Genomic DNA, 12,348 nt, shown 5'->3' on the forward strand with positions numbered 1-12,348 from the left:
TACAACATGACGACATCACCCCAGGAATCCGCCGAGGAGCGGGAAACCGTCCCCCCGGCCCAGGGCCATCCGCAGCGCTGGCTGATCCTCGGCGTCATCAGTCTCGCCCAGCTGACGGTGGTCCTGGACAACACCGTGCTGAACGTGGCCATCCCCTCGCTCACCGACGAACTGGGCGCGGCCACGTCGGACATCCAGTGGATGATCAACGCCTACTCGCTCGTCCAGTCCGGCCTGCTGCTCACCGCGGGCAGCGCCGCCGACCGGTACGGCCGCAAGAAGATGCTGGCCACGGGTCTCGCCCTGTTCGGGCTCGGCTCGCTGGCGGCCGGACTCGCGGACACCACCGGGCAGTTGATCGCGGCACGGGCCGGCATGGGCGTCGGCGGCGCCCTGCTGCTGACCACCACGCTCGCCGTGGTCATGCAGATCTTCGCGCCCGCCGAACACGCGAAGGCGATCGGCGTCTGGAGCGCGGTCAGCGCGCTCGGCTTCGCCTGCGGGCCGCTGATCGGCGGTTTCGTCCTCGACCACTTCTGGTGGGGCGCGATCTTCCTGATCAACCTGCCGGTGGTGGCCCTCGGTCTGGTCGCGGTCGTGACCCTGGTCCCGGAGTCGAAGGACCGGCGGGGCGACCGCCCCGACCTGCTCGGTGCCGTCCTGTCCACGATCGGCATGGCCGCACTGGTCTACGCGATCATCTCCGGTCCCGGACACGGCTGGACGTCGGGCCGGGTCCTGGCCACGGCCGTCGTCGCCGTGGGCGTGCTCGCCCTGTTCGCGTACTGGGAGAGCCGTGTCCCGTACCCGATGCTCGACCTCACCTTCTTCCGCGACCAGAGGTTCACCGGCGCGGTGGCCGGTCTCGTGCTGATCACCTTCGGCATGGGCGGTGCGCTGTTCCTGCTCACCCAGCACCTGCAGTTCGTCCTCGGGTACGGCCCCCTGGAGGCGGGGCTGCGGACCGCGCCGCTGGCCCTGACGGTGGTGCTGCTGAACTTCTCCGGCGTGGCGGCGAAGTGGCTGGCGAGGCTCGGCACGCCGGTGGCGGTGCTGCTGAGCATGGTGCTGATGTCGGCGGGCCTGGTGGCCATCGCCACGCTGACCGGGGCGGGCTACGCCGGCACCCTGCTGGGGCTGCTGCTGATCGGCGTGGGGTGCGCGCTCGGCAACCCGGCCATGGCGCACGCCCTGATGAGCGCGATCCCGCCGGCCAGGGCGGGGGTCGGCGCGGGCGTCAACGGCACGCTGGCGGAGTTCGGCAACGGGCTGGGTGTGGCCGTCCTGGGCGCGGTGCTGACCTCGCGGTTCGCGGCGCTGGCTCCGGTCGCGGCGGCGTCGTTGCCGACGGCACTGGCCTCGGCGCGGGGGGAGGGGGAGCGGGGGCGGGTCCTCGACGCGTTCTCCTCCGGAGTGGAGAGCAGCCAGTTGGTGGGGGCGGTCGCGGTGTTGCTGGGCGGGGTGGTGGCGGCGGTGCTGTTGCGGTGCGCCGAGCGGGTGGGCGCCTGAGAGGCCGGGACGCGGGGCGGGGTTCGCGGCTGCGGGCCGGCTGCGGCTGGTCGCGCCCGCGCGGCGGAGCCGCACGTCGTCACGCCCCTCGCCCCTTTCGGGGGCGCCTAGCATGACCGTTGATGGTGAGAGCGAGGTAGGTGCGCATGGCGAAAGCAGGGCGGCAGGGGCCCAGGCCCCGGGCCAGTGTGTGGCTGAACGGGGAGGGGCGGCGCAGTGGGCGGCGCGCGGGGCAGCCGTCCGGGCTGGACCGGGACCGGATCACCCGGGTCACCGTGGGGCTGCTGGACGCCGAGGGCCTGGCGGGGTTCTCCATGCGCCGCCTGGCCGCCGAGCTGAACGTCACCGCGATGTCCGTCTACTGGTACGTCGACACCAAGGACGAACTGCTCGAACTCGCCCTGGACGCGGTCTTCGGCGAGCTGCGCCACCCCGACCCCGACGCCGGCTTGGACTGGCGCGAGGAGCTGCGCGCCCTGGCCCGCGAGAACCGGGCGCTGCTGGTGCGCCACCCGTGGTCGTCCCGGCTGGTCGGCACCTACCTCAACATCGGGCCGCACTCGCTGGCCTTCTCCCGGGCGGTGCAGAACGTCGTGCGCCGCAGCGGACTGCCCACCTACCGCCTGACCGGCGCCATCGCCGCCGTCTTCCAGTTCGTCTACGGCTACGGCACCATCGAGGGCCGCTTCCTCGCGCGGGTGGCGGACACCGGGCTGAGCCCGGAGGAGTACTTCCAGGACTCCATGAGTGCGGTGACCGAGATACCCGACACCGCGGGCGTCATCGAGGACGCCCAGGACATCATGGCGGCCCGCGGCGGCGACACCGTCGCGGAGATGCTGGACCGGGACTTCGAGTTCGCCCTCGACCTGCTCGTCGCGGGCGTCGACGCGATGGTCGAACGGGGCTGACCGGGCGTCGGTCGCGCACTCCGCGGTCGCGCGCTCCCCGGCCGGCCCCCTCAGTCGTCCGCCGCCGGCCGCGCCGGGAAGCCGCCCGTCGCCACCGGTCCCCACCTCTGCGGTGTCACCCGGATGAGGGACTTGCCCTGCTCGACCATGGCCTGCCGGTACTCGTCCCAGTCGGGGTGCTCGCCGGAGATGTTGCGGAAGTACTCCACGAGCGGCTCCACGGACTCCGGGGAGTCGACGACCTCCGCGGTGCCGTCGATCTGGACCCAGGGGCCGTTCCACTCGTCGCTGAGCACGATGAGGCTGACCCGCGGGTCGCGGCGCGCGTTGCGGGTCTTGGCCCGTTCGGGGTACGTCGAGACGACGATGCGGCCGGAGTCGTCGACCCCGCAGGTCAGCGGCGACCCCTGCGGGCTGCCGTCGGCCCGCCGGGTCAGCAGGACCGCCCGGTGCCGGGGGCGTACGAAGTCCAGCAACTCGTCCAGGGAGACACGGGTGTTCGTCGCGATGCTCGGTGCCATGCCGCCACCCTAGGCCGCCGTTCCGCTCTCCGCGCGCAGCGCCTCCGCCAGGTTGTCGTGCACCGGCACGTCGCGGCGCAGGCCGGAGAGCTCCAGGACGCGGCTCGCCACGCTCTTCGGGGCGGCCACCACGCGCAGCAGGGTGCGCTCGGGCAGACGGTCGCGTACGGCGGCGATCAGGCGGACGCCCTGGGAGTCCATGAAACAGGTCGCGGACAGGTCCAGGACGAGCAGACGGAGCCCGTCGGAGCGCTGCTCGACGGCGGTCGTGATCAGGGGCAGCAGCCCCGAGGCGTTGCAGAAGTCGATCTCGCTGGGCATCGCGAGCACGGCGCAGCCGGGTGGGTCACACGGCTCGCACGGCTCGCAGGGCTGGGGGTGGAAGGTCACAGCACTCACCTGACAGACGTCGGGCTTCCGGCCGGGCCGCTTCCTGACCCGTTCCCATTCCACCACGCGGCGCGGTGGTGCGGAAGGCGCACCGGCCGCCCGGACCGTCGGCCGAGCGTCACCGGCACGCAACCAAGCAGCTAAAGTGCTGTTCGTCCTGTGCTCGCAGTCGGGAATGTGCTGCGGAGCTCTCCTGCGCACGGCCGTGAGGCCGCGCATGCCGAAGAGGTTCGTGGTGGCTGCGTCCGAATTTACTGATTTGCCGCGTTTTCCGGTGGGCTTCGAGCTGGCCGACGCCCTGACGGCGGCGGCCCGGCACCTGCACGGGACGAACACCCCCGGCGACACCCTGAACACCGCCGTCAAACTGGCGGTGCGCCTGCTGCCCGAAGCCGAGCACGCGGGCATCTCGGAGATCCAGCGCGGCGGCCGGCTGCGCACCCTCGCCTGGACCGACGAGACCGTACGGTTCGCCGCCGAGCCCCGGCAGGGCGGACAGGGCGGCCACACCCCGCACCCGGACTGGGAGCGCCTGTGGACGACGCCCGTGGTGCGGACGGACGACAGCGAGGCCGACGGCGGCGGCAACGCGCTGTCCGGGCTCGGTCTGCGCTCGGCGCTGTCCCTGCGGCTGCGTGCCGACCGGCGCCGGCTGACCGTGCTGACGGCGTACGCCCGCAAGCCGCAGGCCTTCGGCGAGGACGCCACCCGCATCGGGCGGCTGTTCACCGCGCACGTCTCCCTCGCCCTGGACTCGGCGACGGTGCGCGAGCAGCTCACCGAGGCGATGCGCACCCGGGACCTGATCGGCCAGGCCACCGGCATCCTGATGGAGCGTCTGAACATCGACGCGGCCGGTGCCTTCGACTCGCTGGTGAAGGCGTCCCAGCGGGAGAACGTGAAACTGCGCGACCTGGCCCGCCGCATCGTCGACGCCAATTCCGCCGCGGGCGGCCGAGGCGTGACCGAGCGGTGACGGGACATCCGTACGGTCATGACCTCGCGGACCACGGGCACGGACACGGAGAGCCTTGAGCACGCCATCGCGCGCACCCAGGGCCTGGACACCCTGCTGCGCGACCTGACCGACCGGGCGGTCCGGCAGGTGCCCGGCGCCGACGCCTGCTCGGTCACGGTGCGCCGCGCCGACCGGCTGATGACGCTGGCGGGCAGCACCGGGCTGCCCGCCGGTCTGGACCTGCGCCAGTACGAGAACGGCTCGGGGCCCTGCGTGGACGCCGCCGAGTCGGGCGAGGCGCAGTACTCCCCGGACCTGGCCGCCGAGACCCGCTGGCCCCCGTACACGCGGTACGCGCTGGCCACCGGGGTGTGCTGTGTGCTGGCGCTGCCGCTGGCCGTCGAGGGCGAGACGGGCGCCGCCCTCAATCTCTACGGCGTCGAGGCGGACTGTCTGGCCGACGGGCTGGACGCGGCCCGCGCCTTCGCGGAGCGGGCCGCGGACGCGGTGAACGAGGCCCTGCGCGTCGAGCGGGAGCGGGCCTCGGCGGCCGACGTGCGCACCGCCCTGCTCTCCCGCAGCGTCATAGACCAGGCGGTCGGCATGCTCATGGCCCGGGAGCGCATCGACGCCCACCGGGCCCTGGAGCGGCTGCGCCGCGTCTCACAGGACCGGAACGTCAAGCTCCGGGACCTGTGCGCCCAGGTGGTGGCCCGGGCGTCCGGCGGTGCCTCACACGGCCGGAAGTGACTCCCCCTGCACCGCCTGGACGTCCAGCTCGACCCTGAGCGTGGTGCCGATGGCGGCGATGCCGGCCTGGACCACCTGGTTGTAGTTCATGGCGAAGTCCTCGCGGTGCAGCTCCGTCGTCGCGCGGAAGGCCGCCCGGGTGCCGCCCCAGGGGTCGGCGCCGGTGCCGAGGTAGGCCAGGTCCAGGTCGACCTCGCGGACGACCCCGTGCAGGCCCAGCTCGCCGCGGACGGTCCAGCGGTCCGGACCGGCCTCGCTCACCTGCGTGGAGCGGTAGGTGATCTCCGGGAACCGCTCGACGTCCAGGAAGTCGGCCGAGCGCAGGTGGGTGTCGCGCATGCCGTTGCCCGTGTCGATGGAGGCCGCCTTGATCACCGCCTCCACCCGGGACTTGGTGACGTCGTCCGGGGCGATCTCGACGGTGGCGGCGAATTCGGTGAAGCGGCCGCGCACGCTGGAGATGCCCAGGTGCTGGGCGACTGCGGCCACGCCGGAGTGCGCCGGGTCGACCGTCCAGAGCCCCGGCGGCGGCAGTTCGGTGCCGCCCTGGCGGGCCAGCGTCACGGTGCCGACCTCGGCCCGGCCGCTCGCGGTGACGATCGCGCTGGAGGCGGCGGGCGCGTAGCCGACCGCGGTGACGATCACGGTGTACGCCCCGGGGGCGAGCGGGGTGGTGTCCCGCACGGCGCCCTCGGTGTCCGCCTCGGCGCGCAGTACCTGCACACCGGTCATGTCGGTCACCGTGACGACCGCGTGCGACACGGCCCACCCGTCCCGCGTTCGGATCCTCGCGGTCAGTCCCATCCCGTTTTCTCCCTGCAAAGACTCAGAAAGTGGTCGTAAGGAAACCGGCCCGTGGTGGCGGGCGCACCTCCGCTCGGAGCGCGCACGCCACCACGGGCCGGGGCCCTGCTACTCGCCGGGGTGGGCGAGCTCGATGTCGTGGCCGTCGGCACCGGGGCCGGCGACCGTCAGGGCGGTGGCGACCGGCGGGTAGCCGGTCGCGATGACGGTGTACTCACCGGCGTCCAGGTCGGTGAAGGCGTACGCCCCGTCCGTCCCGGTGGTGGCCGTGCCGATCACGTTGCCCGCCGCGTCGACCAGGGTGACGCGGGCGTCGGCCAGCGGCCCGTGCGGTGCCCGCACGACGCCCTGGACCTGGGCTCCGGCCTGGAGGTCGACCTCGACGCGGGTGACGCCGGTGCCGCCCACCTCGAGGGGGAGGGCACGCGGCCGGTAGCCGGCGGCGTTGACCGCGACGGTCACCGTGCCCGGCACCAGTTCGGTGAAGGCGAACTCGCCCGCCTCGCCGGTGGTGGCGCTGGCCAGCAGGTCGCCGCGCACGTCGGTCACGATCACCATGGCGTCCTTGACCGGCAGCCCGCTCTCCGCGGCCCGCACCAGGCCGGTGAGCCCGCTGGTGCCGCTGAGCAGGATGTCGTAGGCGACCGGCTCCTCGTTGACGACGATGGTGGAGGCCTGCGGCTGGAAACCGTCGGCGGAGGCGATCAGCACGTACGACCCGGCGCTCGGGGCGTCGATGGCGTAGGAGCCGTCGGCCTGGGCGACGGACCGGCCGAGCTGGCGGCCGGCCAGCGAGATCAGCGTGACCGCCGCCTGCGGGACCGGGGCGGACTCGGCGCCGCGGACGAAGCCGCGGACCGCGATGCCGCCGGAGACGGGCGCCTGCGGTTCACCGGAGCCGGTCGCCGTGGCGACGGCGGCGAGGGGCTGCGTGGCGGCCGCGGTGGCCGAGGTGTCCGAGACGGCCGAGGTGGCCCGGTCACCGGACGGCGCTGCCGACACGGCCGCCATCGCACCGGCCGGGACCGGCTCGTCGGCGCTGCGGAAGGCCTCCGCGGGGGTGCCCGCCACCGGCGGGGCGGACTCGGCCGAGGACTCCGCCGCCTGGGCGAGGGCGCCCTTGGTGCGCAGCGGGACCTCCTTGATGAACAGCGTCACCAGGAAGCCGAGCAGGGCGATCGGCGCGACGTACAGGAAGATGTCGGCGATGCCGTGCCCGTAGGCGCTCTCCAGCCACTGGCGGATGCCGGGGGGCAGCAGGTCCATGTCGGGGATGGCGCCGCTGCCGGAGGCCTTGGCGGCCGCCGCCTGCTCCTGCGGGCTGAGCTGCCCGATGGTGTCCGCGGCGTAGTGGCTGATCCGGGTCGACATGACGGAGCCGAGCACCGAGACGCCCACCGCGCCGCCGAGGGACCGGAAGAAGGTGACCGTGGAGGACGCGGCGCCCAGGTCGCCCGGTTCCACCTGGTTCTGCGTGCAGAGCACCAGGTTCTGCATCATCATGCCGACGCCGAGACCCATCAGCGCCATGAAGATCGCGATGTGCCAGTACGCGGTGTCGTAGCGCATGGTGCTGAGCAGGCCCAGGCCCGCCGTCAGCAGCACGCCGCCGGCCAGCAGCCAGCGCTTCCACCGGCCGGTCTTGGTGATGATGATGCCGGAGACCGTGGACGAGACGAACAGGCCGCCGATCATCGGGATCGTCATGACGCCCGACATGGTCGGGGACTTGTCCCGGGCCAGCTGGAAGTACTGGCTGAAGTAGACGGTGCCCGCGAACATCGCGATACCGACGAACAGTGAGGCCAGCGAGGCCAGGGTGATGGTGCGGTTCCGGAACAGGCGCAGCGGGATGATCGGCTCGCTGGCCTTCGACTCCACGAGGAGGAAGACGAGCGTCAGCGCGATCGCGCCGCCGACCATGGCGCCGGTCTGCCAGGACATCCAGGAGTACTTGTCGTCGGCGAAGGTGACCCAGACGAGCAGCAGGCACACGGCCGCGGTGACGAAGAAGGCGCCGGCCCAGTCGACCTTGACCTTCCGCTTGACCACGGGCAGGTGCAGCGTCTTCTGCAGCACGATCAGCGCGAGGATCGCGAAGGGCACGCCGACGTAGAGGCACCAGCGCCAGCCGAGCCAGCTGGTGTCGGTGATGACGCCGCCGAGCAGCGGGCCGCCGACGGTGGCGACGGCGAAGGTGGCGCCGAGGTAGCCGGAGTAGCGCCCGCGCTCACGCGGGGCGATCATCGCGGCCATGATGATCTGCGCCAGGGCGGACAGACCGCCGGCGCCCAGGCCCTGGATGGCCCGAGCGGTGATCAGCATCCCCGGGTTCTGCGCCAGACCGGCCACGACGGAGCCGATGACGAAGACGATCAGGGCTATCTGGACCAGGGCCTTCTTGCTGAACTGGTCCGCGAGCTTGCCCCACAGCGGGGTGGAGGCGGTCATCGTGAGCAGCGAGGCGGTGACGACCCAGGTGTAGGCGCTCTGGCCGCCGCCGAGGTCCCCGATGATCTCGGGCAGCGCGTTGGTGACGATGGTCGAGGACAGAATCGCGCAGAACATGCCGAGCAGCAGCCCGGACAATGCCTCCATGATCTGCCGGTGCGTCATCGGAGCGTCTCCGGAGGAGCCTCCCCCGTGCTTGGCATGAGCCCGCACACCGGCTGGTGTGGTCGTTGCCATGGACTTCCTTTACTGAATGGTGATCGCGGGTGTACGGGTGGACTGTTCGTCCCCGGACAGTGCGGGAGGCCGGGCCGCGGGGGCCCGGCAGTCGTCGAAGCTGGCCCTGAGGCGGGCCATGAGCCGGGAGAGCTGGCCGACCTCGTCGTCGGACCAGTCGCTCAGGCGGTGGGAGAGCAGCTGGGTGGTCCGCTCGGCGATCTCGTCGAGCTGCTCCTGCCCCGCGGGCGTCAGGCGCAGGATGCGCGAGCGCTTGTCCGCGGGGTCGGGGGAGCGGTCGATCCAGCCCCGCTCGGCGACGTGGGCGACGTGGCGGCTGGTCACGGACATGTCCACCGCGAGCAGCTCCGCGAGCTTGCTCATGCGCATGTCCCCGTGACGGCCGAGCAGGGTCAGTACGGCGACGGATCCGCCGGGACAGTCGGACGGCAGCATCCGTCCCATCTCCCGCTTCACGGCGCCGAAGGCGCTGAACTGGCGGATCAGCTCCTCGTACTGCGCCTTCCCGGCCATACGCACCTCCCTATTCGTTGCTTAGGGCAACCATAAGTTCAGTTGGTTGCTACAGGCAAATAAAAGAGGGTCCCACGGCATAAAAAGTTGGCAAAGGCAAGTATTGCGAAAGTAAACGCGCAGGTGATAGAGGGTGGGCGGGGTCAAGGGCGCTCGGTGGCCCCGCACTTGGGCCGCACCCGCGGATTCGCTAGTGTCTCGGCCCATGGCTAACACCCAGGGCCCCCAGGGCACCAACGACCCCGCAGGCAGCACCCAGATGTTCCGCGCGTTCGTCGACGACGCCCCGCAGAGCCGGCAGGCTGCCCCAGCCGCCTCGTCCGGGCCCCGCGTCGGCCTGATCGTCGGCATCGTGGCCGCCGTGATCGTCGTCGCGGCCGTGGCCTGGCTGGCGCTCGGCTAGGACCTCTCGGAGCGGTACCGGACACCGGAACACCGGGACGTACGAAGGCGACCGCCGTGGCAACCCCGAGGTGCCACGGCGGCTGCCGTGCTGCCGTGCCGACTCTCCCGCGGCGCGGGATCAGTCGGAGATGAGGCCCTCGCGCAGCTGCGACAGGGTCCGGGTGAGCAGCCGGGAGACGTGCATCTGCGAGATGCCGACCTCCTCGCCGATCTGCGACTGGGTCATGTTGGCGAAGAACCGCAGCATGATGATCCGCCGCTCCCGGGGCGGCAGCTTGGCCAGCAGCGGCTTGAGGGACTCGCGGTACTCCACGCCCTCCAGCGCGGTGTCCTCGTAGCCCAGACGGTCCGCCAGGGAGCCCTCGCCGCCGTCGTCCTCCGGGGCCGGGGAGTCCAGCGAGGAGGCGGTGTAGGCGTTGCCCACCGCGAGGCCGTCGACGACGTCCTCCTCGGACACGCCGAGGACGGCGGCCAGCTCGCCGACCGTCGGGGAGCGGTCCAGCTTCTGGGACAGCTCGTCGCTGGCCTTGGTCAGGGCCAGGCGCAGCTCCTGGAGGCGGCGCGGGACACGCACCGACCACGAGGTGTCGCGGAAGAACCGCTTGATCTCGCCGACGACGGTCGGCATCGCGAACGTCGGGAACTCGACGCCCCGTTCGCAGTCGAAGCGGTCGATCGCCTTGATCAGGCCGATGGTGCCGACCTGGACGATGTCCTCCATCGGCTCGTTGCGGGAGCGGAAGCGCGCGGCGGCGTAGCGCACCAGCGGGAGGTTGAGCTCGATCAGGGTGTCCCGGACGTAGGCACGCTCGGGGCTGTCCTCGTCGAGGGCGGCGAGCCGCAGGAACAGGGAGCGGGACAGGGTGCGGGTGTCGATGGCCTCCGTGGCCGGAAGCGTCTGGGCCGGCACGGCGTCGAGGTCCGGCACGGCTTCGCCGGTCCGAGTGCCGTCGACGGTGCCGACGGGGCCGACGGAGTCGATGGGGCCGACGGGCTCGACGGCACCGAGCGCCTCGAGCGAGTCGGGCGCGGTCTCGCTCTCCGCGAGCGCGAGCACCTTCGAGCTGCCCTGTTCTGCGGACATGCCACCCCCTTTGGGTCGCGGGACGGTCGCGGCACACGCTCCCACGCCGGGAACGCAGCCTTCACCTGAATACCGGAGCCGGAGCCCCGGCAAACGCGTCTCCGGCAGAATGTCACATGTCGGCAACGCGCTGTAGTGACATGTCGACATCTGAGATGCGAATACCCCCTGGAAACAGGGGGTCTGATGGGCTTTCAGCCCGATTCCGTCCGCAACGGCCCTGGTGAGCGATTCGCTCTCGCAGGTGATCTCTCGCTCGTGCTTTCGACCCCGCCCGGCGTCCCTGTAGAGGTTACGCGTCGATCCGGTTCGCGGACCTCAATCGCTGGAAACTACGCGCCAGTAGCCGCGATACGTGCATCTGGGAGACGCCGAGTTCCGCGCTGATCTGGGACTGCGTCAGGTTGCTGTAGTAGCGCAGCAGCAGGATCCGCTGCTCCCGCTCGGGGAGCTGGACGAGCAGGTGGCGCACCAGGTCGCGGTGCTCGACCCCGTCCAGCGCGGGGTCCTCGTAGCCGAGCCGGTCGAGGAGTCCGGGCAGCCCGTCGCCCTCCTGGGCGGCCTCCAGCGAGGTGGCGTGGTACGACCGCCCCGCCTCGATGCAGGACAGCACCTCCTCCTCGGTGATGCGCAGCCGCTCGGCGATCTCGGCGGTGGTCGGGGAGCGCCCGAAGGCGGTCGTCAGGTCCTCGGTCGCGCTGTTGACCTGCACCCACAGCTCGTGCAGCCGGCGCGGTACGTGCACCGTGCGGACGTTGTCGCGGAAGTACCGCTTGATCTCGCCGACGACGGTCGGCATCGCGAACGTCGGGAACTGCACGCCCCGCTCGGGGTCGAAGCGGTCGATGGCGTTGATGAGCCCGATGGTGCCGACCTGGACGACGTCCTCCATCGGCTCGTTGCGTGAACGGAACCGGGCGGCCGCGTAACGCACCAGCGGGAGGTTGGCCTCGATGAGCGCCGCGCGCACCCGGTCGTGCTCCGGTGTGCCCGGGGTGAGGTCCTTCAGCTCGCCGAAGAGGACCTGGGTCAGGGCCCGGGTGTCGGCGCCCCGGCTGCGCTGCGGCGCGGGTGCCTCCTGGGCCTGGGCGGGCGGTGCGGGCGGTGCTTGAGGCGCAGTACTGGCCGGCACGGTCAACTCCACCTCGTGATCTGTCAACTCTTCCGTCAACTCATCCGTCAAAAGCGGTCATAGCATCACAAGACATGTTCACTGTGTGCAAGCACCGCATAACGTCGTGTTGAGTGAACGCGGAAAGGCCCCGCACCGGGCTGGTGCGGGGCCGGAGCACGGGCCGGAGCGCCCTTCGGGCCTGTGGTCGGCCTAGAACTCGTAGTCGGCGATCACCCAGGTGGCGAACTCGCGCCACAGCGCGACGCCCGCCTGGTGCGCCGGGTGTTCGAGGTAGCGCTTCAGTGCGTCGGCGTCGTCCACGGCCGAGTTGACGGCGAAGTCGTAGGCGATGGGGCGGTCGCTGATGTTCCAGGCGCACTCCCAGAAGCGGAGGTCCTCGATCCGGCCGCCGAGCGCCCGGAAGGCCTCGACGCCCTCCACGACGCGCGGGTCGTCGCGCCGGACACCGTCGTTCAGCTTGAACAGCACGAGGTGGCGGATCATCACTCTCCTCCGTTGGCGGCCCAGGTCATGAAGTCGCCCACGGCGCCCGCCGCGTCGGATATGCCCTGGAAGCCTATCTGCACGTAGTCGGCTGCCTTGGCCGGATCAGTGATGATCACGTACAGCACGAAGACCACGAGCACATAGACGGCGATCTTCTTCGAGTTCACCGCCACCGCGGCCTCCCCTGTCCTTTC

At 71.6% G+C, this 12,348-nt stretch carries 14 protein-coding genes; 5 read left to right on the forward strand and 9 right to left on the reverse strand.

The genetic code is table 11. The features are described 5' to 3' along the window. Window positions 1-6 precede the first annotated feature (6 nt). A complete protein-coding gene (locus ACIQFU_RS28385; protein ID WP_402555134.1) occupies window positions 7-1,509 on the forward strand; it encodes an MFS transporter in 1,503 nt (500 codons plus the stop codon). Between the two features lie 146 nt (window positions 1,510-1,655). Continuing rightward, the gene (locus tag ACIQFU_RS28390; protein ID WP_402555136.1) at window positions 1,656-2,420 is read left to right on the forward strand and encodes a TetR/AcrR family transcriptional regulator; all 765 of its coding nucleotides are present in this window, start codon (window positions 1,656-1,658) and stop codon (window positions 2,418-2,420) included. Between the two features lie 50 nt (window positions 2,421-2,470). On the opposite strand, the gene ACIQFU_RS28395 is transcribed toward ACIQFU_RS28390, so the two are convergent. Both ACIQFU_RS28395 and ACIQFU_RS28400 read right to left on the reverse strand, forming a co-directional pair. Next, the gene (locus tag ACIQFU_RS28395; RefSeq protein ID WP_402555138.1) at window positions 2,471-2,941 is read right to left on the reverse strand and encodes a PPOX class F420-dependent oxidoreductase; all 471 of its coding nucleotides are present in this window, start codon (window positions 2,939-2,941) and stop codon (window positions 2,471-2,473) included. Window positions 2,942-2,950: 9 nt separating this feature from the next. Continuing rightward, on the reverse strand, window positions 2,951-3,331 hold the full coding sequence (locus tag ACIQFU_RS28400) for an STAS domain-containing protein (RefSeq protein ID WP_402555140.1): 381 nt from the start codon (window positions 3,329-3,331) through the stop codon (window positions 2,951-2,953). 217 nt (window positions 3,332-3,548) lie between these two features. Here ACIQFU_RS28400 and ACIQFU_RS28405 point away from each other — a divergent pair, with 217 nt between their 5' ends. Both ACIQFU_RS28405 and ACIQFU_RS28410 read left to right on the forward strand, forming a co-directional pair. Continuing rightward, window positions 3,549-4,307 carry an ANTAR domain-containing protein gene (locus ACIQFU_RS28405; protein ID WP_402555142.1) on the forward strand — a complete coding sequence of 253 codons (759 nt, stop codon included), beginning with the start codon at window positions 3,549-3,551 and terminating at the stop codon, window positions 4,305-4,307. 18 nt (window positions 4,308-4,325) lie between these two features. Then, a complete protein-coding gene (locus ACIQFU_RS28410; RefSeq protein WP_402555144.1) occupies window positions 4,326-5,039 on the forward strand; it encodes a GAF and ANTAR domain-containing protein in 714 nt (237 codons plus the stop codon). Here the strand turns inward: ACIQFU_RS28410 and ACIQFU_RS28415 are convergent. The 3 genes from ACIQFU_RS28415 to ACIQFU_RS28425 all read right to left on the reverse strand — a co-directional run bounded on the left by ACIQFU_RS28415 (window position 5,022) and on the right by ACIQFU_RS28425 (window position 9,044). Next, a complete protein-coding gene (locus ACIQFU_RS28415) occupies window positions 5,022-5,843 on the reverse strand; it encodes a YceI family protein (protein WP_402555146.1) in 822 nt (273 codons plus the stop codon). The two genes, ACIQFU_RS28410 and ACIQFU_RS28415, sit on opposite strands and share 18 nt — an antisense overlap. Before the next feature lie 108 nt (window positions 5,844-5,951). Beyond that, window positions 5,952-8,531, reverse strand: a complete 2,580-nt coding sequence (locus tag ACIQFU_RS28420) for an MFS transporter (RefSeq protein WP_402555147.1) — start codon at window positions 8,529-8,531, stop codon at window positions 5,952-5,954. 9 nt (window positions 8,532-8,540) lie between these two features. Continuing rightward, window positions 8,541-9,044 (reverse strand): MarR family winged helix-turn-helix transcriptional regulator, encoded by a 504-nt coding sequence (locus ACIQFU_RS28425; protein ID WP_402555148.1) that lies wholly within the window; start codon window positions 9,042-9,044, stop codon window positions 8,541-8,543. 205 nt (window positions 9,045-9,249) lie between these two features. Here ACIQFU_RS28425 and ACIQFU_RS28430 point away from each other — a divergent pair, with 205 nt between their 5' ends. Further along, window positions 9,250-9,447: a hypothetical protein gene (locus tag ACIQFU_RS28430; protein ID WP_402555150.1), complete on the forward strand. Its 198-nt coding sequence runs from the start codon at window positions 9,250-9,252 to the stop codon at window positions 9,445-9,447. A 120-nt stretch (window positions 9,448-9,567) separates the two neighbouring features. On the opposite strand, the gene ACIQFU_RS28435 is transcribed toward ACIQFU_RS28430, so the two are convergent. The 4 genes from ACIQFU_RS28435 to ACIQFU_RS28450 form a co-directional block, all read right to left on the reverse strand. Next, on the reverse strand, window positions 9,568-10,533 hold the full coding sequence (locus tag ACIQFU_RS28435) for an RNA polymerase sigma factor SigF (RefSeq protein ID WP_402555152.1): 966 nt from the start codon (window positions 10,531-10,533) through the stop codon (window positions 9,568-9,570). A 292-nt stretch (window positions 10,534-10,825) separates the two neighbouring features. After that, on the reverse strand, window positions 10,826-11,665 hold the full coding sequence (locus ACIQFU_RS28440) for an RNA polymerase sigma factor SigF (protein WP_114528682.1): 840 nt from the start codon (window positions 11,663-11,665) through the stop codon (window positions 10,826-10,828). Between the two features lie 192 nt (window positions 11,666-11,857). Beyond that, window positions 11,858-12,151 (reverse strand): Dabb family protein, encoded by a 294-nt coding sequence (locus ACIQFU_RS28445; protein ID WP_402555154.1) that lies wholly within the window; start codon window positions 12,149-12,151, stop codon window positions 11,858-11,860. Next, window positions 12,151-12,327, reverse strand: a complete 177-nt coding sequence (locus ACIQFU_RS28450) for a hypothetical protein (protein ID WP_052836888.1) — start codon at window positions 12,325-12,327, stop codon at window positions 12,151-12,153. The genes ACIQFU_RS28445 and ACIQFU_RS28450 overlap by 1 nt, the downstream gene beginning before the upstream one ends. Window positions 12,328-12,348: the final 21 nt, after the last annotated feature.

The organism is Streptomyces sp. NPDC093065 (assembly GCF_044754585.1).
Taxonomy (GTDB): domain Bacteria; phylum Actinomycetota; class Actinomycetes; order Streptomycetales; family Streptomycetaceae; genus Streptomyces.